Below are 22,297 nucleotides of genomic sequence, written 5' to 3'. Positions count from 1 at the left end.
GAATGCGAGTTTCCATGTTTTATCTCCTTGAATATGCTGGAGATACAATGCCTTTTTGCTAATTATGTTCCAAAAGGGATAGATATGCGCCAAAAGGAATAGGAAAGATCTAAAGTTAAGATCGAGATCATCATGATGGGGCATTTTCTTTTGAAACTTTTGTTTAAAGCGCGTTCATAGAGAGTTTTTGTTGATCATAAAAAAGGGGGGTGAAAACGACAAGGCATGTCTATAGGGCTTTATGAGGTCATTATAATATAGATGCTGTTTTGTTTATATTCTTTCATAAATTTGAATTTTTATCTCATGACAATGTTTTTGTTGATAAACATATGATAAGCGTTACAAATGGGAATATATTTATGTTTCATAAATAAAAGCACATTTTGTATAGAGAGATCTTTCTTTGTGTTTTCGCTATTGTATTCTTTTGACAAATGCTTTTCTTTTTGATTGTATCAAAAAGTTTAAAGAGAGATCTTGTTAGGATATAAAATGTTTCGTTCAACTTTTTTTAAAAATCGTGAAATCTATGGACCTCTTTGTATTGGCTTTGATCCGAGCCATAAAGTTTTGCAATCGTGGAAACTAAGCTTTGATTATAAAGGTCTAAAAGATTTTTGTGATATTCTCTTAACAGCAGTTGTTGGTAAAGTGGGTATTATAAAGCCGCAAGTCGCATTTTTTGAATTATATGGTGTGGAAGGTCTTCAAGCTCTCAAAGAACTGATTGAAAATGCACACGAACAAGGTATATTGGTTCTGGCGGATGCAAAAAGGGGGGATATTGGCTCTACTGCTGAAGCCTATGGTAAGGCTTGGCTTGGTCCAAGTAGTGCGTTCAAGGTGGATGCCATGACAGTTAATCCTTTTTTGGGTTTTGATGCTCTTATTCCTCTGATAAAGGTTGCAGAAGAAACAGGAGCAGGGGTTTTTGTGGTTGTTCAGTCTTCTAATCCAGAGGGGAAACAAATACGAAATGCGCTTATTGGTGATCAGACACTCTCTCTTCATCTTGCACAGTGTATTTGTGATTATAATAGTCAGTCTTCGGTTATTTATCATAATATTGGCCCCATAGGTGCGGTTATAGGAGCGACATTAGGATCTGAATCAAAAGACACAATCGAGCAGTTGAAAAATAGTCTGTTTCTCGTTCCGGGTATTGGCGCTCAAGGTGGAACAATGACACAACTAGCAAATCAATTTCCACAAAGACTTTGGCAGAATGTTATTCCCTCTGTATCACGCTCTATTACAGATGCTGGACGAAATATTGTTGATTTAAAAAATGTTATCAATCATTTTGCAGAACAAGCGCAAAGCACACTGATGTCTTGAGGATTTTTGCATCTGTAATAAATCTGAAGAATTCTGAAAGGGAGGGCTTTTGAGGGGGATGCTTCCGATTTATCCAGAATCAACAGTCGCTTTGAGGTTTCTTTCAACAAGCACAGATGTCTTTTCATTGAATGTTAAGCGGGCATTTCATGTTGAGCGGGGGGCTATGTTCCTATTGAAAATGCAAATATTTTCAGTAGATTGCCTTAAGGGTAAAGGTTTGCATCTTTTAAAAGCAAAAGCTTATGTATATTGTTACCAGTTTCCAGTTGATAAAGTTATTGCAGCGTTTGTTTCTATAAGATAGACACACGTTATCGGTGAATATATATTGTTGTTAGAGAAAAATATGTTATCAAAACAAGAAAAAACCAAAGCCCGTTTACCCCGGGGTTTTGTTGATCGTACAAGTGCACAGTTGTATGCAACTGAAACAATGATTGCGCAAATTCGTGAAGTTTATGAACTTTATGGTTTTGAAGCACTGGAAACACCAATTTTTGAATATACAGATGTGCTGGGTAAGTTTTTACCGGATTCAGATCGTCCAAATGCGGGCGTTTTTTCGCTACAAGATGATGATGAGCAATGGATGTCTTTGCGCTATGATCTTACCGCGCCTCTTGCTCGTTATTTTGCCGAGAATTTTGAAGTTTTGCCAAAGCCTTATCGCAGTTATCGTCTTGGCTTTGTTTTTCGCAATGAAAAACCAGGTCCAGGGCGGTTTCGGCAATTTATGCAGTTTGATGCGGATATTGTTGGAACACCAACGGTAGCAGCTGATGCCGAAATTTGTATGATGGCAGCCGATAGTTTGGAAAAACTAGGGTTTCAGCATCATGAATATGCCATTCGTCTGAACAACCGAAAAATTCTCGATTGTGTTTTAGAGAAAATTGGTTTGGGGGGAAATGAGCAGGCTGAAAAGCGCTTAACTATCTTAAGAGCAATTGATAAGCTGGATAAATTTGGTTCTGAAGGGGTGCGTTTGCTTTTGGGAAAAGGGCGTTTGGATGAAAGTGGTGACTTTACAAAAGGGGCGGAGCTTAAGGATAAAGAGATTGAGTGTATTCTTACCTTAACTGCTGCTGGAGCTGAAACAGCAGAAGAAACGCTTGAGGCTCTTAAAGAAGTGGTTGGTGATCATGTTCAAGGGCGTGAGGGAATTTGTGAGCTTGAGGAAATGCAAGCAATTTTTGCCGCAAATGGCTTTCAGAATCGTATCAAGATTGATCCATCGGTGGTGCGTGGACTGGATTATTATACAGGTCCTGTCTTTGAGGCTACGTTGCTGTTTGATGTTTTCAATGATGATGGGCTGAAAGTTGTTTTTGGCTCCGTTGGTGGTGGTGGGCGCTATGATGGATTGGTGGCACGCTTTCGTGGTGAAAACATTCCAGCAACAGGTTTTTCAATCGGGGTCTCACGCTTGATCGCTGCTTTGCAAAATCTTGGAAAGTTGCCTATGAAGGAGACAACAGGGCCGGTTGTGGTGCTGATGATGGATAAAGAGCCAGAGGCGGTTGCTGGTTATCAAAAAATGGTGATGCAGTTGCGTGGTGCGGGAATTCGTGCTGAGCTCTATTTGGGGGCATCGGGGATAAAAGCGCAGATGAAATATGCAGATCGACGCCAAGCGCCTTGTGTGGTTATCCAAGGCTCACAAGAACGTGAGAGCGGAAAAATACAGATTAAAGATTTGATTGAAGGGGCGCGTTTGTCTCATGAAATTAAGGATAATCAAACATGGCGTGAAAGTCGACCAGCACAAGTGACGGTTGATGAAGAACAATTGGTCAAAACAGTACAGGATATTTTAGCCGCCCAAAAATGATAATGGTAAAGGTCTTTATCGAAGTGCTTGTTTGAAATATTTTGGAAATTTGAAATTCAATTTTTAAAATTTGTGCTTTGCTCGTTTATACGTGTTGGTGCACGCGTTCAAAAGCGGGGTTTTGAAGTGCGTGCGGCATAAAAGAGAGATTTTTTAAGAGATAAATAAGCGCTATTTGCTATAAAACGTGCCCTTCTGAGGATGCGATGATAATGCGTTAAAATGAGCAAAAAAAATTGTAACGAACAAAAACTCTGAGAAAATTAAAGGGTTTCACGTAAAGCTTCTGCAAAAGTTTATAAAAATATTGACAAGTTCATATTGGCTTCATCTTTGAATTCTCATCTATGAGTATCAAATCCTTTGATGTTCTCTTCTTGGACATTACAAAATCTAGCCTTATTGCAAAAGGAGGGAGAACTAGAGCGTTTTATCCTAAAAGACTTTTTAAGCTTCAAAAAACAATGGAATGACTTAAATCGAACAATTTTTTACAGGAGCATGTTTGGATGAATTGTAAGCTGCCATAATGGTAACTTACTAATAATATGCATTTTTCATAAAGTCAATTCTTTAACGGAGAAATGAAAATGGTCCAATATGATTTTACTCTGCTCTATGAACGAAATCCCTTTATTCTTGAAAGACCTGAGAATATTGGAAAATCATTTAAACTTCCTCCTTCAAATTTCGGATTTGAAGATCTTCCGCAAATTACCTTTTCAGGCGCCTCGTCGTGTCGGCGTATGATTTTTGGGCTATCATTTAGTGGTATGAAAGCATTTTTTGTGATGTTGTGGCAGGTAGGGAAAATGTTAGATGAGGGGGATGATGTGGATTTATGGTTTGATCAGATAACATTGGATCATGATATTCTTGAAGAATTTTTGACTTGCGATCTTTCAATTCAAGAACCAGAATATCTTAATTTTGAAAGTTTTAAAGAAGGTATCAAAGAATTAGAAACAAATAAAATTGTAGCGAAGGGGACAAAAAAAGATTGTTATTTCATCAATCCAGATATTTTTGGTCTTCCTGAATGTGATGAAGATTTTGAGTTTGATGAAGAGGAAGAGATAGAAGCACACTTTACGGTAGAATACCCGAATAAACAACTTCTTTAACCGTTTTTCTCTTAGAGAAAAATAAAAGCTTAGAATAAATGGCTATGAGAACAGTAATGAGTCTGTTTATGGTATGTGAATTGGAATGTTTGCGGGATTTTTTTGATTGAATCTTCTTTATAAACGGTTCTTTATGCAGAGCAGTTTTTATACCATATTTGCTTCTTTTTATGAGACATAAGTTAATTTGAACTGTGCGCCTCTTCAAACAAATGTTTGATCTGTATTTTCCCTCTTGATGCTTTTGTGAACCTTGCAGTCTTGATGTTCACAGCTTTCGCCTTTGAAAGCATTTACGAGAAGCATTTCCACTCTTTTTAATCGTTTATTCATATGCCAATCCCACATGTCGTGGGCAAGAAAATGGTTTTGATGGTTGCAATATAAGAAGGGATAAAATGAGACACTCTTATGATATTCAGCTTTCACATTCAATATGCAAAATTATAAATTATCTCTATAAATCAAACCATTTTCAACATAAAGGTTTTCTCAATATGAGGAGCTGAGCGTTGATTTTGCATAGTTTATCTATATGTTAATCCTTGATGTTTCCGAGAGAGTTTTGCATGAATTTGCGCATTTGGCAATTGCATCCTCATTTTTTGATAGCGTGCAACAGCTGTTAACTCTTTGATTTTTTAGTCCCACAACGGGATTTTTCATCGGCAATTTTCCAAGCTTTTGCAAAGCCGTTAAAACATGAAAGATTTATTGAAAAATTATTGTTGGAATATTTTCTCACTGAAGGCGCACAATCAACTTATCGTGTCTGCTTTCACGAATAGAGGTTGCAAAAAGTAAACGACACAAATTTCCTGAGGAGGGAGATTTGTGTCGTAAAATTTTGTTTAAATAGACGATTGGGGGAATTAGCTTTTCAAGGCTTTTAAAACATTTTGTGGTGAAGAAACTTCGTAAGGATCTGTTGCACAATTATCTGAAAAACCTGTTTCTTCGAACCATTGTTCAACCACACCATCATTAATAACAGCTGCATAGCGCCATGATCGCATGCCGAAACCAACATTGTCTTTTGCAACCAGCATACCCATTTTGCGCGTGAATTCACCAGAGCCATCGGGAATTAATTTCACGTTTTTGATATTTTGTGCTTTTCCCCAAGCATTCATGACAAAAGCATCATTGACGGAAAGACAATAAATTTCATCAATACCCGCTTGTTTAAATTCATCATAGAGTTTTTCAAAATCAGGCAGCTGAAAGGTTGAGCAAGTAGGGGTAAAAGCTCCAGGAAGAGAAAAAAGAATAACACGCTTTCCTTTAAAGTAAGCATCGCTGTTAACTTCTTGCCACCGATAAGGATTGTCTCCATCCACTGATTCATCGCGTACGCGTGTGTGGAATGTTACATTGGGAACTGTTTTTTTCATCATCATGATGCTCCTGTATTCTTTTACGAAAATTTTGTTTTAAAACAGCCTTCGTATTTAAAAACATATGGCAAAAAGCGTTTTAAATAAAAGGGCTTCTTTAAAAATTCTTACTTCTGGTGAGTGTGCAAATATTTCACACTTCCGTCAAGTAGAATTAATGGTCGACTTTGGATACTCTTCACCTTAAAATTATAGGAAAGAATATAAAGGTATGAATATGACCATAAAGACAGTTTTGACTACGGCTTTTGAGGGGCAAAAACCGGGAACGTCTGGTTTGCGCAAAAAAGTGTCTGTTTTTCAACAACCCCATTATGTAGAAAACTTTATACAGTCTCTTTTTAATAACATTGGGCCTCTTGAAGGAAAAATGTTGATTCTTGGGGGGGATGGGCGCACTTTTAATCGTACTCTCCTTCAGATTGTGTTGAAGATGGCAGCGGCGCATGGTGTCTCTCTTATTAAAATGGGAAGGGGCGGTATTCTTTCTACACCTGCCGTTTCGCATCTTATTCGTAAAACTCATGCCCATGGTGGACTTATTCTTTCTGCAAGCCATAATCCTGGTGGTCCAGAAGGAGATTGTGGTATTAAATATAATATTTCCAATGGGGGACCAGCTCCTAATTCTTTATGTGATGCTATTTTTGCAACATCGCAACGTCTTTCTTTTTATAAAATTCTTGAAGCACCAGATATTGATTTAGATAGGCAAGGTACGATCTTTATGGGAGCCATGCGGATTGATATTATCGATCCTGTCGCTGATTATGTTGCTTTGATGCAGGAGCTTTTTGATTTCGACTGTATTGCCAAGGCCGTTGATCGAGGTCTTACTTTACGGTTTGATGCCATGCATGCGGTAACAGGGCCTTATGCTCATGAAATTTTTGAAAAATGTTTAGGATTTTCTGAAGGGACGGTGGTTAATGGTATTCCTTTGCCAGATTTTGGAGGCTGTCATCCAGATCCCAATTTGGTTTATGCCAAGGCTCTTTATGATTTATTGATGTCAGAGAAAGGACCAGATCTTGGCGCAGCCTCTGATGGTGATGGAGATCGTAACCTCATTATTGGTCGTCAACAATTTGTCTCGCCTTCGGATTCTTTGGCTATTATGGCTGAACATGCACACCTCATTAAAGGATATCGGAAAGGCGTGGTGGGGATAGCACGTTCTATGCCGACGGGGCGTGCTGCTGATCTGGTTGCGGAAAAAAAAGGACTAAACTTTTTTGAAACGCCAACGGGATGGAAGTTTTTTGGAACCCTTTTGGATGCGGGAAAAGTAACCTTTTGTGGTGAAGAAAGCTTTGGAACGGGCTCTCATCACATCCGCGAAAAAGATGGTTTATGGGCTGTATTATTTTGGTTAAATCTTTTAGCGGTAACAGAAAAAACTGTCGCACAAATTGTTCAACAGCATTGGCACACCTATGGGCGTTTTTACACGTTACGGCATGATTATGAAGAAGTCGAAGCAGACAAAGCTTTGGAAATTATAGAGCATTTGCGTGCGCACTTACCACATGCAGGAACTGAAATTGCTGGATTTTTCGTTAAAAAAGCAGATGATTTTACATATCATGATCCCGTTGATCAGAGCGTTAGTACGCAGCAAGGTATCCGTATTTTTTTCGAGAATGGCGCACGGTTGGTGGTTCGTTTGTCGGGAACAGGGACGCTAGGTGCTACTTTACGGCTTTATTTTGAACAATATGAAAGTGATCCGCGCAAACACAATTTTAATCCGCAAGACGTTCTTAAACCTTTGCAACAGGTGGCATTAAAACTGTTAAATATACAACAAGCATTGGGGAGAGATCACCCTGATATTATCACCTAAGATCATTGGAATGTTTTTTTGTAAAGGTATGATGATTGATCACATGGGTGTGATTTTAGGGGCGTGATTTTATGTGCATAAGGGAGATCTTCCATTTTCAAGCTCTCTTTGTTTTTTCCTCTCTTACATATCAATCGGATTCCTAAAACTGCCGGATTCTTAAAACTAAATGCTGTAGGAAATTATAATCGAGCATAATCGGAGCATTTATGTCCAATGGGTTTGCTCAATGGCTTGATAGAAATTTTTGTTTAATAGGGGAATGTTTCTCATACAAAACAAAATACGATCATTGTTGCACATTTCATATGTTTGTTTTAAAGAATCTTCTCTCTCAAGACACTAAAAACGCATCTTATGCGTGTTGCTTTGAAAGGGATAACCGTCCCTTCATTGAGCAGCACCATTTTTACGCTTATGAGAGAGTAAGACGGCACCATTATTCACTTTGCCCGCTTTCAATGTTGGCTCTTATATTTGAGAGTATTTAGTATTTTGGATAATCGTTTTACACGGCTTTTCCTACTTGTAACATGCAAAAGGTTTTGGTTGTTTCAATGTAAAAGGGGTTGAGAGAATCTCAGCTTATTTATCGGCTCTCATTCAATATACAAAACCATTGACTATGATCATAAATCAGTCTGTTCTCTAACATTATGACTGTTATCTTTACTTAAATAAAAGGTTAAGTTGGGGACATCATTTTCTTGTTTCTCAATGCTGCAATAGTTTTTAGCTCTTTGAGAACGTTTTATTCAGAGATGTTCCTTTTCTAATTGTTTTTTTATCCATTCGTTAATTGCATTGGTGATGTATAAGAAAATGATTTTGATTAATTTATTAGAGAGAATGAAATGCGTAAATTTTATGATATGCGGGGACTCATTTGAGTTGTATAATGATCAATCATTTTTATAAACCCATGTATGGTATGTGATGAGGGCATTCATAAACACTGTTGACAGATGAGGATTGAAACAAAGGGAAACATTTTTCTAAAATAATGGACAATAAGCACTTCTTGCTTTATGACCAGTCATAATGAATGATTTTTCTTTTAATAAGGGGAATTTATGACCCAATATCCCAAATGTCCTCGTTGTGATTGTCTTTATACTTATGAAGATGGTGAAAATTTTGTGTGTCCTGAATGCGCACATGAATGGCCACAAAAAAACGATGATACGGTTCTTGTCAATACTGTTTATGATGCCAATAGTCAGATTTTAACAAACGGAGATACCGTTATGGTGATAAAAGATCTGAAAGTAAAAGGCGCTTCATCTGTTTTAAAAGGGGGGACGAAGGTAAAGAATATTCGCTTGGTGGATGGGGATCATAATATCGATTGCAAAATTCCAGGGATTGGTCAGATGAGTTTAAAGTCGGAGTTTGTGAAAAAAGTTTAGGCATTTATTTTCTTGCAATTGTTTTTGCATTTCATTGGTTTCCTATTTTTACATTCTTCTCTAATTGGGCATATTTTTCTCCAATGGGCTTCTTTTCTTGTTTCATAGATTACACCAATCAGATAGAAGCAATATGTTTTCCTTTATTGCAAAGCCATGTATCGCAGAGAAATAGCGACTCTTTCTTTTCTTTTAATATGCGGTTATGAGGGGACTGGATATTGACTCACAAGCAACAATAAAAGTATGCGCTTTATGAGAAGAACAACGCCGTAAAGTAGACAAACTTATTCCTGCTGAATTGAAAAAATATTCTTTCTTTTTATCAGATAATTTCTCAAACAACCATAATAGATCTGGCTTCGATGTATTTATTTTTTATGGGTAGTTACACCTTTTTCGTCATATTTATGGAAATGAGATTGAAAATGATAGGGGGGGAATTCTTGATTTTAAGAATGGAAAAAGGACGCTATGATCTTGACAAGGTCGTACAGTCATTCATTTTCCAGCTCTTAGTTCTGCAACAGTCTCTTATAAAAGTGTGCATAAGCGCTATTAAAAATAGTTTTTGTTATTATCCAGTTTGTGCTGTGTAAGCGGACGATTTTTATTGGTGCAACATAAACAGAATTGAAATAAGAAGAATGTCAGAATTCTCATTCAAGTTGCAAAATGTGATCTTTGTCAACTTGCTGCTACAACATATTGATTTATAATAATAAATTAGCATTATTCATATTGAATTAGAACCCCGAATAACGTGGGATTCTCTCATTTCAAATCTGTTCCATGTTAAATCAATTAAAATCACTTGCTTGCATACCACAAGCGGGGCTGGCGTGTGGGTAAAAACTGTACAAGAAAGGATTAAAAATGACTCTTATGAATCGTCTTAAGTGCCAAGGGCTATTGAATCGTCTTAAGTGCCAAGGGCTATCGCAACATTGGGGGCTGGCAGATATGATGATGGTGCCGGCTTGCTACAAGAAGTATTTTGCGTGATTTGTCGTTTGGAGAGCTGAGAAAGATGAAGCAAATGGGCACTCTATCTTGCAATGTTTTCTTTTTTTGGGGGCTTTTTTGTAACGAGGTCGTGTTTTCTTGATTAAAATTGCATGACAAGATTATGAGATAAAATAAATTTAAAATGTACGCTCATGCGTTGTACTTCTGTGTACGTAAATTGGTTTGTTGAAACAACGTATGTTTCCTAAAGGGAGCTTTGAAAGCTTTTTAAGGTATATGTGGAGGTGAAAGGTGGGTGAAGGTATCATTATTGGACAGATTTTTTTAACAGTACTCTATTTTTATGGCTGCATAGCTTACTTCTAAAATTTCAGGAATAAAATGACGTAAGATCTTTACATTCCATGTTTGAGCGCTGTTGAAGAGGGGCAATCGGTGTGGTTATTTTACCTATTGAGGTCAATATTTATTGTGATTTATTGTGGCATGGCTTCAACGCCTAAAACTTCAGGGATAAAATGACGTAAAAGATTTTCAATACCATGTTTGAGAGTTGCTGTTGAAGAGGGACATCCAGCGCAGGAGCCGCGCATATTGAGATAAACAATACCATTTTCAAATCCGCGAAAAGTAATATCTCCACCATCATTGGCAACTGCGGGGCGGATACGCGTTTCAAGGAGCTCTTTAATGGTTAAGACAATATCAGCATCTTTTTCGTCATAAAATTCTTCGTTAAGGGCATGGGTTTGTGCTTGTGTTGTAGCGTTGGTGGTGATCACTGGCTCATTGGATAGAAAATGTTCCATAATTGTGCCTAAAATGACGGGCTTGAGATGTTGCCATGCTCCTTCTTTTTTGCTTACGGTGATAAAATCATAGCCTAAAAAAACACCATTGATATTGGGAATATTAAACAGTTTAGCCGCCAAAGGTGAGTTTTTAGCTGCTTCTTCACGGTCACGAAATTCTAATACGCCCTCAGAAAGAACCACGCGTCCTGGCAAGAATTTAAGAGTTGCAGGGTTTGGGGTGGTTTCAGTTTGAATAAACATAGATTCTCCTTTTATAATGAAGGCTTGGGAAGATCTTACGTTGTAGAATATTATATTTTTTAGGCAATAGATCTAATATCTTCATCGGCAAGATTGCTAGGAATAACAATGACAGGGATTGAAAAAGCTGTTCCTTTATTCCCGATTAATTGAACAAGGGGTCCTGGTCCTTCTGTATGTCCACTGGCTGCTAAAACAATTAGTGCAATCCTTTTATCTTCGTCGACCAGTTTGGAAATCTCATCAATTTTTTTTCCTTCACGCACTACTATTTCTGTTTCAAGCGCATGGGTGGTGCGGACTTCACTGGCAATGTCTCCTAATATTTTATGAGCACTTTGCTTTGATTCTGTACGCATAACGTTGTTTACACCCAGAAAATGTTGAAATTCTACACTATCAACGACACAAAGTAATACCAATGTTCTACTGGTATTTTGGGCATGCTGTGCGGCAAACGCAACGGCACGCCGACACTCTGGTGTTTCATCGATAATAACTAAGTTTTTTTTCTTTGGTTCTTTTTTCGGATTTTGGGGTTTGGAAATCATGCACTTTCTCTATTTTGTACAAACGATTTTTTTGCTCTCTACAGTTTTTAGTTTTATTATTTTTATGTATTGTGCAAAAATCCAATAATTTCACGAATTTTTTTCATATTTTCTTCTGCGAGCATACTAGCACGTTTAGCGCCATCATGCAAAACAGAGTCGATATAACCGCTTTCTTGATGAAGGCGACGTAATTCTTCTGTTATAGGGGCAAGCTTATGGATAACAAGGTCGGCTAGAGCTGTTTTAAAATGGGAAAATTGTTGACCAGAAAATTCTAAAAGAATCTTTTCTTTGCTAACTTTGGCAAAGGCGGCATAAATACCAAGCAGGTTATCTACTTCTGGTCGTTCTTTTAAAGCGGCAAGGGTATCGGGAAGTGGAGCTGAATCCGTTTTGGCTTTGCGTATTTTTTTTGCGATAAGATCAGCGTCATCGGTCAAATTAATGCGTGAAAAATCTGAAGGATCTGATTTTGACATTTTTTTTGTCCCATCGCGCAAAGACATAACGCGTGTGGCTGTTGTTCCAATAAGCGCCTCTGGGAGGGGAAAAAAGCCTTGTCTTTTTTCTTCATCTGTTTGCATAGAGATACCAAAATTTAATTCGGCAATACGCTGTGCATAGTCGTTGTTAAATTTTTGTGCAATATCGCGTGTGAGTTCAACATGCTGTTTTTGATCTTCGCCTACTGGAACATGCGTTGCTCGATAGACTAAAATATCAGCAGCCATCAAAGTGGGATAGGCAAAAAGCCCGATGGATGCTTTTTCGCGATCTTTTCCCGCTTTATCTTTAAATTGTGTCATGCGTTGAAGCCAGCCGATACGGGCAACACAATTAAAAATCCAGGCGAGTTCAGCATGTTGAAAAACACGTGATTGGTTAAAAATAATGTGTTTTTGAGGATCGATACCGGCGGCTAAAAAGGCTGCTGTCACTGTTCTGGTGGATTCGCGTAAAGTAAGGGGATCTGGGTTGATTGTGAGCGCATGCATATCCACAACACAATAGAGGCAGTGATGAGAGTTTTGCAGTTCAACCCAACGCTGAATGGCTCCAAGATAATTGCCAAGATGTAAATGACCACTCGGTTGTACGCCGGAAAAGACAAGTGGTGTGAAGGTATCCATAGGAGTGCTCTTTCTTCAATTAAGGTTATTCATTTTATTGTTTTTGACAAAGTATAGATATTATGAGCGTTTTTTCAAATTTTTAAGCGTGTGAAAAAAGGAACGGGTGTTGAATAAAAAATAGGCACTAAAATAGATCAAAAATATGCCAATCATGATCCCAGCTAAGGTGATCGCGCGCAAGAAAAATGATGCTTGTGAGGATAAAGGAAAAGACAAAAAAACAAACACATTCAATCCGTAATAGAGGGCTAGTGCACTCAAAAGAGTTGCCATCATGAGACATAATATTCGCTTTATCAGTTGGAAGTCGTATTTCCAATAACCGCGTTTGATAAGGACACTCCACAGCAAAAGGGTGTTGGCCCATCCAGAGGTAATTTCAGCAATAACAATGCCTCGTGCAGATAGAATAGGAAATAATGTTAAGGCGAGACTGATATTGATGAAAACGCAAATACCTGTAAAAATCATCGGTGTTTTGGTATCTTCATGGGCAAAAAAATTAGGAATAAAGACCTTAATAAGAACAAAAGCTGGAAGTCCTAGTCCATAAAGCTCCAATAATTGTGCAACATGGTGTGTTGATTGACTGGTAAATTGTCCTCGTTCAAAGAGCAAACTGACAATGGGAGTGGAGAGCAGCAAAAAAGCGATGGATGCTGGAAGTGTTAACAACAATGTTAATTCAATAGAGCGATTTTGTAAATGGTGGGTTTCTTTATGCTTTTTGCTCCGCAAAGCACGTGTTAACTCTGGTAAAAGAACGGTTGCAACGGCAATGGCGATTACGCCTAAAGGCAATTGATAAAGACGATCAGCATACATCAAAGAAGAGACAGCACCCGATTGACTAGAAGCAATGTTGGTATTAATAAGCAAATTAATTTGCGTGATGCCACCTGTGATGGCTGCTGGGAATGCTAAAGTTAATAGCTTACGAACATTAGGACTTAAATGGGGCTGGCGGAAGGAAATTTTCATTCCACTTTGACGCAAAGCAAGGGCAATTAAGGTGAGCTGAAGAAGCCCTGCTGCCAATACACCCCAAGAGAGATTTAAGCCAATATGCCAAGCGTCAAGTTTATAGATCCAAGCATAGGCAAGCACACCAATCAAAATAATGTTTAAAAAGAGTGGGGCAATGGCGGCAATAAAATAGCGTCGCAGCGCATTAAGCATGCCCCCCATCATGGCAGCAAGCGACATGCAGGTTAAATAGGGAAACATGATTGCAGTAAAGTGAATTGTAGCGTTAAATTTTGTTGCATCTTCGGTAAAACCTGGGGCAATAATGGTTTGTACCAAAAAAGGCATACTCAGTTCCATCGCAATCGTTAACAGTAAGAGCAGCGAAAAGAGAACGCCAAAGACTTCTTCTGCAAATTTGCATGCCGTTTCGTGACCTTCTTCAGTGATTTTTTTTGCAAAAAGAGGAATGAAAGCAGCGTTAAAGGCACCTTCAGCAAAAAAACGACGAAATGTGTTGGGAAAACGAAAAGCAGCGTTAAAGGCATCAGAAACAGGACCTGTCCCTAGGGCTGCGGCCATAAGCATTTCGCGTACGAAGCCAAAAATACGGCTCATGAGGGTTCCGGAAGCAACTGTTGCAATTTTTTTAATCAATGTCATAAAGATATATCAGCTTTGTTGTAAAAGAGAAGCGATGACAGGAGAAATAAAGCGTTTTAAATCGTAAAAATCTGATCTCTATCCTAATCAAGGATACTTTTTGAAAGCGTTTTACGACGGTGTTTATCTTTCTGTCAACAATGGTGCTTGAAGACTTTTTTATGCTCCTTGTTTACTGTTGCATTAAAATTTTTATTGTTGCCATAAAATAATTAAAATTTCTTTTTCAAACTGAAATATGCGAGTGATATTATAACAGTTTGAAGGGATATGTAGGGATATATAATGATAATTTCTCTTTATGGTGTGATGTCGTGAATAGTGCAACCCAATACCGTTCTGTTTTATGTGAGGGGTGTGACCCTATTAAAGAACGCAAATAAAATAAAAGCGTGGAGCAATACGCAATTTCCATTATTTATTCATTATTAAAAAAACAGCGCTTTAGATGTTTTAAAAAGTCGTAAGGCTGAGCTAAAAGGTGATGGTAAAGCTGGTGATTTATTTTTATCTTTACGGCTTTATATTCTCCCCAAATTTGGCTGCCTTTTCGTTTTAGAGATTACATAAACAAGAGGATAGGAAGACATGATCTTTCAACAGCATTTTTCCTGTTCAGGTTTCTTTTCACAGTTGATGAGGATAAAATCTGAGGAAATAAGATCAATTTGTTCTCTCATGGTTTCCATTCTCGTTGAGGCGCAATTGATTTGCCGATGAAGGCAGAGGGGGGGGTAAAGGCTATCATTTTTACCAGAGGGGGCAAAAAAGTTAAAGTTTATAAACCTTTTAGATATTCATTGCCATTTCTTTTGTGTGCTCCGTTTTGTGAGGTTGAATATTTTCTTGTCTTTTGGGACTCTGATTGACGATTTCTGTCATTTTTTGCACTTTAATTGCTTCTTTATCAAGGGTGTTGGAACATTTTTTTTCATTATTTTTCTTTATAGATTGATGCTGGATAGATTGATACTGGTTTGGTGCTAAGCGCTCATCGAATTTATGGTTATAAAAATACATGGGTTGTATATGCGGTTCTATCTCTTTTATCTGCTTGACTATTTCCATAATCTCTTTTGCTTTGATGGTTGATGTGCCAAGACTCTTCGCAAGTCTTTCAGGATTATTTTCTTTTATAACTTCATGCTCGTTTGAAGATAAGCGCTCATTGATTTTTTTGATATAAGTCCTTATCTCTCCCCTTAATTCAGGAGAGTTTGATAAAGTTTCTTGCTGTTGTGCTTTTGACAAGGAAAGGAGATTTTTCATCCAAGCCTTAGGCATTTCTACCGACTGTTCACACCGCCTTTGTTTTACATGATGGGTATGGAGAATGTCTCTTTCTGTTTGTTTAGAAATATTGATATAACGATCAATGGCTCTACAGAGGGGCAAAATATTTTCTTCAGCATGGGCGCGCGCGTTGTTTTTGATGCCAAATACATTGCTACCAGAAAGCTTAGAAATCGATTGGGGAGAGGTGGTAATTTGATAGGTGAGTTGTTCTCCTTCAGTATGATTTTCATGGATCATCTCAATTCTTTCCCGCAAAATATGACGATTGCCATAAATGATTTGGCACAAAGTTTCTATTTCTTTTCTTCTTGCTTGAATGGATGCGTTGTTTTTTATCCTTGTGGCAATTTCATTGTTGGTAAGGGGGGCTATTGTTTGTGCGGGGATAAGCACTTCTTGCTGGTTTTGAATTTTTGGTGCTGTAAAGGAGAGGGCGTCACCGATTTTTAATGTCTGTATTTGCTCTGGGGTGAGATCTTTTTTATTTCCCAAGATGAAAATTCCGTTAGCATCAAGCATAAAGCCATTGGGTCCACTGCCTCTGTAAAAGCCTTTATAGGTATGACCTTCTTTTGCTGTTATAATAAGATGATGATGAATACTCTCAAGCCCGATATGTTTCATACTGTCCATGAATTCTTTTAAAATAAGTATTTTTTCTGGATTTGAGATATCTTCAAGCAGATGTTTCATTTCTTCTTTATCTTTATGTTTTAGCGATGCAATACTGGCAAGATTCATACGTTTTTCTGTTACAAGAGAAAAGTCGAGTGTGTGGCCAGCAACTTGCCCAAGTTTTTCAAAAAACATTCGTTGCGTGCGTCCATTGCCTTCTCTGAAAGGATGTGTATAGTTGAGCTGTATCAACATTTCAGTGACATGTTCAACAAATGTTTCGCGGGTTAAGCCTTTTAAACTATTCGTTTCTGCAAGTATTTTATCTAAATTTTCTAGACCCTCCTGTATCTGTTTTGCTGAGGCAAAAGAAATACCAGCTTTTTTCATCATTGGCATATAAGCAACGGTACCATCTTCAAATGTAAATGGTTTTTCGCGTGTTTGTCCGGCCCATTCAAAAGTATTTTTAAATAGGGTGTGATGAATATATTGGAGATATGTGGAGGTTAGTTTTTGTGGTGGCGCTTCTTGGCGCAGATGAATGATTGCTTTTGTTGTATCATGGGCACATTGCACTTTTAATTTTCCATAGTCTTTTATTCCATATTTATTCTTTAAGGTGATACTATTGGGGTAAAAGAAATTACGATGTATTGTCTTATTTTCTTCGGTTTCAGGCGGTGATGATAATTTCTCCTGTAAGGTGAGAGGGACGGTGTCCGTTTTTCTTGTACCAGTATCCCAGTATGCCATTGCTTTTTTTGGGGGCTGTTTTGTTCTTTCTTGATGATCAGAGCGTGTTTCCTTTGTCATTTTGACAGATATTGGATTATTTGTCGCTGTATTACTGCTCTGTAAAATGTTTTTTTGAAAATCTTTTTGCATTTGCCTCATAGCGGAAGCCGATTGAGCAATTGGTTGTGCCATTTGTTCTTTTTCTTGTTCTTGCAAACTTTGGGGCATAACTTCAACGCTGTCATGTAAAGCATGAGGGACAATCCACGGTGAAAAATGGGCTTGTTCTTTTTTCTTTGTTTGAATGGATGCGTTGTCTTTGCTCTTTTCAGTTATTTCATCGTTTTTAAGAGTGGCTCTTTTTTCTTCTGGAAGCAATGTTTTTTGCTGGGTTTTTTCTGGGTTTTGAACTTTTTGTGCTGTAAAGGAGAGGGCATCACCGATTTTTAATGTCTGTATTTGCTCTGGGGTGAGATCTTTTTTATTTCCCAAGATGAAAATCCCGTTGGCATCAAGCATGAAGCCATTGGGTCCACTGCCTCTATAGGTACCATGATAGGTTTCTCCTTCTTTTGCAACGACAGCGAGATGATAATTTTTTTCATCCAATCCAAGCTCTCTCATAGAGTTGGTGAATTCTCGTAAGAGGAGCAATTTTTCTGGATTTGAGATATCTTCAAGCAGATGCTTCATAGGCTCTGGGTTGCCATGTTCCATGGCAGCGGCGCGGACAAAGTCTTTACGTTTTTTGCTCACAAGAGAAAAATCTAGCTCATGTCCTGCTGCTTGAGAGAGTTTTTCAACAAACAGTCTCTTTGTGCGCCTATTGCCCTCTCTGAAAGGATGCAAGTGGTGCAAATCTATCATTATACTAGCTGCTTGTTCAACGAATTCTTCGCGCGTTAAGCCTTGTAAATTATTCTTTTCAGCAAGCGTTTTATCTAACTTTTCTAGTCCCTCCTGTATTTTTCTGCCAATCGCAAAAGGTTTTGTAAATTCTTTTCTTTTCAAAATGGGCATAGAAGCAACAGTGCCATCTTCAAATGTAAAAGGCTCTTCGCGTGTTTGTCCGGCCCATTCAAATGCACGGGAAAAGAGTCCTTGATGAAGGTATTTTAGATAAGAGGCATTAAACTGCTCTGGTAGAGGTTCTTGGTGCAGTTTTATCATTTCTTTTTTTACATCATTAGAACAGCATTCTTTTAATATTTCTTTATCTTTGATGCGGTATTTATTTTTAAGCACTTTGCTATTGGGGTAGAAAAAATTTTGCGCTTCTTCATTGATTTGCTTTGAAATGGCTGCATTAATTACAGAGTGTTGTTCTTGCAATTCTTCCTGTGTAGAGGAGGCACAATGTTCTGTGTTTTCTTTCATGCATATTTCCTTTCAAATGGTAACATTATTTTTTGATTTTTTTTGTTTACATTTTTTGCCTTATGTTATTTTCATAGTGTTTTCTTCAAAGAAGAATGCCTATTTGAATGATTGAAAAAATTGACCTTATTCGCATGGAACAAAGTTAAAGTTTGTAATTTTTATAAAGTATTATCGTGAAATTTTATCAATGAATTCTGTAAAATAATGGGGTGTCTTATTCAAAATTTTCTGTATTTCATACACCGTCTTTGGTGCAATCTTGGCAAGATAATTGCACCAAAGTTTTGGATGAAAAGCCAACGATGATTAGACTGTCACGACAAAGCCATTGCTTTTGATGTTTCGGCTCTGTGCGGTCGAATAGGCGATTTCTCTTCTTGCCTAGATGTTTCTACAACTTCTTGAAGTTGCTTTGCTGTTGAGCATTCGGGTAGCTTCGGGGACTGCGATAAGCTTTGCTGCTGTTGCAACTTTTTATCGAGATCGGTAGGTGGTTGATGACGTTTTTGTTGTTCTTCCTGATGGTTTTGCACAATGCCTTCTCTTAACTGTTTTACAGTTTCAGCATAATCCTTAATGGCGGTACAAAGAGTAGGAAGATTTTCTTCAGCAGCTTTGCGTGCTCCATTTTTTATGCCAAGGACTTGTCTACCAGCAAGCGGAGAAACAGATGTACAATCCTTTTCAATTTGAAATACAAGCTCTTCTCCCATCTCTGGAATTTTTTGCATATCTTCTATTCTATATTGCAAAATAAATGGATCCTTATAAACAATTTGGCACCAATATTGGATCTCTCTTTGACCATATTGAACCGATGGATCTTTTTGAACTCTGCGGGCAATTTCCTCATTTGAGAGAGGCTGTATTTTCTTTTCTGAATTGAGCGGATTTTGTAAATGTTGATTTGTTAGCTCTTCCTCTTGTGCTTGTCGCTGATGTTGTTGTTCCGTGTGAGAACCTTGTAAAATATTTTCACTTTTTGTATATTTTGAAGTATACACATAACCGTTAATGGCAGCACATAGGGTGGGAAGAGCTTCTTCAGCTTGTTTGCGCGCATGATTTTTTATGCCAAGAACTTTTCTACCAGCAAGCTTAGAAATAGACTTAGGCTGTTCTGTAACATCCCATAAGAGTTGTTCTCCCATATCAGGGTTTTCTTTAATTTCTGCTATTTTTTCTTCTAAAATAAGTCGGTCGCCATAAACCTTTTTGCACAAAAATCGTATCTCTTCTTGATATGCTACGAGCAATAGCTCTCTTTCCATTGTATTAATAGATGGTTTTTGTTCGTGAGACGGTTTTGGTTGTTCAATTGCTGTGTGTGGAGAGGCAGGCTTTTGGACGACAGTATCGCTTTGTTTTCTGTTTTCTATACGGTGCGGTTTTCTTGAAGGCGGGACGGCATATGTTCCACTGTCTTGTGATGATGAACTGCTTTGCTGCCTGACTTTCATATGTGATAGTGTTTTGGGTCTAACACTTGGTTCGTGTGTTTCAGGATTTTGGATTTTTGTGCCATTTTGTACTCTTTCTCTCATGCGTGGGGGAAGGGGCGGAGCAGGCGTTGCATAGAGATGTTCTCCCTCTTGAGCTGTTGTTTTGTTTTGTTGCTTATCTTTTGCGCGTGGAGGTCTTTGTGGAGCTGCTTTTGTGTGCGGAGAGGAGTGTTCTTGGATTTTTGAGTTGAGGATTTTTGCGTCGGCTTGTGTTTTTTCTCTCATGCGTGGAGGAGGGGGCGGAGTCACTTTTGTCTGTAGGGGGGGGGACTCTTGAACTGTCGGTTTATGTTGTTGTCTCTCTTTTGCACGTGGAGGTCTTTGTGGAGCTGCTTTTGTGTGCGGAGAGGAGTTTTCTTGGATTTTTGAGTTGTAGATTGTTGTGCCGGTTTGTGTTTTTTCTCTCATGCGTGGAGGAGGGGGTGGAGCCACTTTTGTCTGTAGGAAGGGGGACTCTTGAACTGTTTGTTTATGTTGTTGCCTCTCTTTTGCACGCGGAGGTTTTGGTGGAGCTGCTTTTTTTTGTGGGGGAGGCGTCTCTTGGTTTTTGGCGTTAGGAGACATTGTGTTGGTTTGCACTGAGCTTTTCATACGAGGGGGTGGTGGTGGAGCAACTTTTGGGTGGGGGGATAAATTTTCTGGGCGTTTTTCTACAGTTGCTTTTGGCAAACTTTGAGAAACTTGGGAAGGAGGGGTTCTGGTAGGGGATTGTTCAGCCTGTTGTTGAAATTTTTCCATCATTTCGGTGATAAAAGGGGAGGGATTTCTTTTTTTCATACATGTTCCTTTCAAACTCTTCCAATATTGTTTTTAAATACTATTTAAAAATGTACGTTGGTTTTTATTCTGTTTTATGCTTTTTCATTTGCTTTTATGAGAGAGGATATGAAACTGAATGGTCTCGCACGATTTGACTCTTATGGTTCAGATCATAATCATTCTCTAAAGATTATTTTCTCAGTGTTTGGGTTAAGGGATAGAAAAATAAATTTTGTTTCAATTTTTCTCTCTTTCTTGGCGCAAACACCTCTTTCCTGTGTTGCGCCAAGACGTTAGATTCAACGTGAAAACTTATGTCTGTTTAGCTGGCAAAAGCCATCGCTTTTGGGGCGGCAGTTTTGCGAGGACGAACATCTGTTTCTCTTTGTTGTCCAAGGGGTGTTGCTCCTTCATGCGTTACTATTGAAGGCTCAGGGCGTTGAGCAGACTGTGAGACGCTTTGTTGTTGATGCAAATTTTGCGCTCTGTCAGAAGGTGCTTCATTGTGTTCTTGTTTTGCCTGCTGAGTTTTTGAAAGGCTCTCTCTTACTTGTGTTACAGCTGTTGCATAATTGTCAGCGGCGTCAATGAGGTGAGAAAGACCCGCTTCAGCATGTCTGCGTGCTTTATTTTTAAAGCCACAAAAGTTATGACCAGCGTACTTGTGAAAAGATTGAGGATTTCCGACAAGTTGCTGTGCGAGTGCTTCTATTGTTTCAGGGTTTTGGAAAAGCTCTTCTGTTTGTGATTGCAAAATGTTTTCGTTCCCAAAAACAACTTTACACCAATATTGGATTTGGGCGAGGTGTCTTTTGACTTTTGAATGTTGTTGAATTTGGGTAGAAATTTCTGTCTCTGAAAGAGTTTCTTTTTCACGATGATTTGGTTTTTGCAGAAGTTTAGCGACGGCTTCCTTCCCCATGAAGCGTTCATAGTTTTTGAGTTCTTGCTCTGGAGATTGTACGAGGCTCTCTCTTGCCTGTTTTACAGCTTCTGTATAACAATCAACGGTGACACTGAGAGCGGAATAACTCTCTTCCGCGTGTCTACGTACTCGACTTTTGAAGCCCAACGCGCTGGTGCCGGAAAGTTTAGCAAAACTTTCAGGATATGCTGCCATGCGCCATGAGAGCTCTTCTCCTGCAGCGGGATTTCTTTGAATTTCCTGCATTTTTTCTTGCAAAATGTTTGGGTTACCATAGGCACTTGCGGATAAACGTTGGATTTCCTCTTGATAGGTTCGAACCAATGAATGGTGTGGAAGCAATAGAATGATTTCTTCCTCTGAGAGAACTCTTGTTGTTCTTTGGGTAACTTGTGAAGTAACTGTTGAGTGTGTCGTTTCAGGTTTTTGCTGCCTTTTGGTAGAGCTGCCTCTTGTTAACGAAGCTGTTGGATTTGTTGATGCATGTACAGTTTCTTCGCTTAAAAGAGATTGTCTTTCCTCATCTTTTTCCGGTATGGATGACAGTCTTTTGCTTTTTGAAGGTGTTTCTTTAGGAAGGGGGGCTGCGCCTGAGACCTCTGCCGCCGCTTGTTCATAGAGCTTTATAAGTTCTTGTATTGAAGAGGATGGAAAAGGATGAGGGTGTTTTTTTTTCATGCATGTTTCCTTTCAAAAATTGTTTTAGAAAACCTCTTTGGTGCATTCTTGCCTTTTATGCTTGGATCGCTTTGAGACAAAAAAAATATCGAGCTGAATGAGCTTCCAAAGAT

At 38.4% G+C, this 22,297-nt stretch carries 13 protein-coding genes; 5 read left to right on the top strand and 8 right to left on the bottom strand.

Features of this window, described 5'->3' with window-relative positions; all coding sequences use genetic code 11:
- The first annotated feature begins 495 nt into the window (after positions 1–495).
- The 3 genes from pyrF (at position 496) to ACFIJW_RS10445 (ending at position 4,299) form a co-directional block, all read left to right on the top strand.
- Positions 496–1,341 carry an orotidine-5'-phosphate decarboxylase gene (gene pyrF, locus ACFIJW_RS10455; RefSeq protein WP_375634394.1) on the top strand — a complete coding sequence of 282 codons (846 nt, stop codon included), beginning with the start codon at positions 496–498 and terminating at the stop codon, positions 1,339–1,341.
- Positions 1,342–1,690: 349 nt separating this feature from the next.
- Positions 1,691–3,175, top strand: a complete 1,485-nt coding sequence (hisS, locus tag ACFIJW_RS10450) for a histidine--tRNA ligase (RefSeq protein WP_375634392.1) — start codon at positions 1,691–1,693, stop codon at positions 3,173–3,175.
- Between the two features lie 590 nt (positions 3,176–3,765).
- Positions 3,766–4,299, top strand: coding sequence for a replication protein (locus ACFIJW_RS10445; RefSeq protein ID WP_375618298.1), 534 nt, complete (start codon positions 3,766–3,768; stop codon positions 4,297–4,299).
- Positions 4,300–5,171: 872 nt separating this feature from the next.
- Here ACFIJW_RS10445 and ACFIJW_RS10440 read toward each other — a convergent pair.
- On the bottom strand, positions 5,172–5,696 hold the full coding sequence (locus tag ACFIJW_RS10440; RefSeq protein ID WP_375634401.1) for a peroxiredoxin: 525 nt from the start codon (positions 5,694–5,696) through the stop codon (positions 5,172–5,174).
- 217 nt (positions 5,697–5,913) lie between these two features.
- Between ACFIJW_RS10440 and ACFIJW_RS10435 the strand changes: the two genes are divergently transcribed.
- Both ACFIJW_RS10435 and ACFIJW_RS10430 read left to right on the top strand, forming a co-directional pair.
- Positions 5,914–7,542 (top strand): alpha-D-glucose phosphate-specific phosphoglucomutase, encoded by a 1,629-nt coding sequence (locus ACFIJW_RS10435; RefSeq protein WP_375634391.1) that lies wholly within the window; start codon positions 5,914–5,916, stop codon positions 7,540–7,542.
- Between the two features lie 1,073 nt (positions 7,543–8,615).
- Complete coding sequence (locus tag ACFIJW_RS10430; protein ID WP_375634389.1) at positions 8,616–8,951, top strand: zinc ribbon domain-containing protein YjdM; 336 nt, start codon at positions 8,616–8,618, stop codon at positions 8,949–8,951.
- A gap of 1,445 nt (positions 8,952–10,396) precedes the next feature.
- Here ACFIJW_RS10430 and ACFIJW_RS10425 read toward each other — a convergent pair.
- From ACFIJW_RS10425 to ACFIJW_RS10395, 7 genes are all read right to left on the bottom strand, one after another.
- Entirely contained in the window at positions 10,397–10,975 is a 579-nt protein-coding gene (locus ACFIJW_RS10425) for a NifU family protein (protein ID WP_375634388.1), read from the bottom strand.
- 59 nt (positions 10,976–11,034) lie between these two features.
- Positions 11,035–11,526, bottom strand: a complete 492-nt coding sequence (locus tag ACFIJW_RS10420) for a universal stress protein (RefSeq protein ID WP_375618294.1) — start codon at positions 11,524–11,526, stop codon at positions 11,035–11,037.
- Positions 11,527–11,588: 62 nt separating this feature from the next.
- Positions 11,589–12,659: a tryptophan--tRNA ligase gene (gene trpS / locus ACFIJW_RS10415; protein ID WP_375634386.1), complete on the bottom strand. Its 1,071-nt coding sequence runs from the start codon at positions 12,657–12,659 to the stop codon at positions 11,589–11,591.
- Positions 12,660–12,719: 60 nt separating this feature from the next.
- Entirely contained in the window at positions 12,720–14,291 is a 1,572-nt protein-coding gene (murJ, locus tag ACFIJW_RS10410; protein ID WP_375634385.1) for a murein biosynthesis integral membrane protein MurJ, read from the bottom strand.
- A 789-nt stretch (positions 14,292–15,080) separates the two neighbouring features.
- Complete coding sequence (locus tag ACFIJW_RS10405) at positions 15,081–18,317, bottom strand: BID domain-containing T4SS effector (protein WP_375634383.1); 3,237 nt, start codon at positions 18,315–18,317, stop codon at positions 15,081–15,083.
- Positions 18,318–18,634: 317 nt separating this feature from the next.
- Entirely contained in the window at positions 18,635–20,599 is a 1,965-nt protein-coding gene (locus ACFIJW_RS10400) for a BID domain-containing T4SS effector (protein WP_375634381.1), read from the bottom strand.
- A 304-nt stretch (positions 20,600–20,903) separates the two neighbouring features.
- Complete coding sequence (locus ACFIJW_RS10395; RefSeq protein ID WP_375634379.1) at positions 20,904–22,184, bottom strand: BID domain-containing T4SS effector; 1,281 nt, start codon at positions 22,182–22,184, stop codon at positions 20,904–20,906.
- Positions 22,185–22,297: the final 113 nt, after the last annotated feature.

Source organism: Bartonella sp. MM97QHHN (assembly GCF_042194285.1).
In the GTDB taxonomy this organism is placed as follows: domain Bacteria; phylum Pseudomonadota; class Alphaproteobacteria; order Rhizobiales; family Rhizobiaceae; genus Bartonella.
This window is presented reverse-complemented; position numbering and strand designations above follow the sequence as displayed.

Coding starts and splice junctions, on each gene's coding strand:
- pyrF (WP_375634394.1), top strand. CDS start 496: ATGTTTCGTTCAACTTTTTTTAAAAATCGTGAAATCTATGGACCTCTT.
- hisS (WP_375634392.1), top strand. CDS start 1,691: ATGTTATCAAAACAAGAAAAAACCAAAGCCCGTTTACCCCGGGGTTTT.
- ACFIJW_RS10445 (WP_375618298.1), top strand. CDS start 3,766: ATGGTCCAATATGATTTTACTCTGCTCTATGAACGAAATCCCTTTATT.
- ACFIJW_RS10440 (WP_375634401.1), bottom strand. CDS start 5,696: ATGATGAAAAAAACAGTTCCCAATGTAACATTCCACACACGCGTACGC.
- ACFIJW_RS10435 (WP_375634391.1), top strand. CDS start 5,914: ATGACCATAAAGACAGTTTTGACTACGGCTTTTGAGGGGCAAAAACCG.
- ACFIJW_RS10430 (WP_375634389.1), top strand. CDS start 8,616: ATGACCCAATATCCCAAATGTCCTCGTTGTGATTGTCTTTATACTTAT.
- ACFIJW_RS10425 (WP_375634388.1), bottom strand. CDS start 10,975: ATGTTTATTCAAACTGAAACCACCCCAAACCCTGCAACTCTTAAATTC.
- ACFIJW_RS10420 (WP_375618294.1), bottom strand. CDS start 11,526: ATGATTTCCAAACCCCAAAATCCGAAAAAAGAACCAAAGAAAAAAAAC.
- trpS (WP_375634386.1), bottom strand. CDS start 12,659: ATGGATACCTTCACACCACTTGTCTTTTCCGGCGTACAACCGAGTGGT.
- murJ (WP_375634385.1), bottom strand. CDS start 14,291: ATGACATTGATTAAAAAAATTGCAACAGTTGCTTCCGGAACCCTCATG.
- ACFIJW_RS10405 (WP_375634383.1), bottom strand. CDS start 18,317: ATGAAAGAAAACACAGAACATTGTGCCTCCTCTACACAGGAAGAATTG.
- ACFIJW_RS10400 (WP_375634381.1), bottom strand. CDS start 20,599: ATGAAAAAAAGAAATCCCTCCCCTTTTATCACCGAAATGATGGAAAAA.
- ACFIJW_RS10395 (WP_375634379.1), bottom strand. CDS start 22,184: ATGAAAAAAAAACACCCTCATCCTTTTCCATCCTCTTCAATACAAGAA.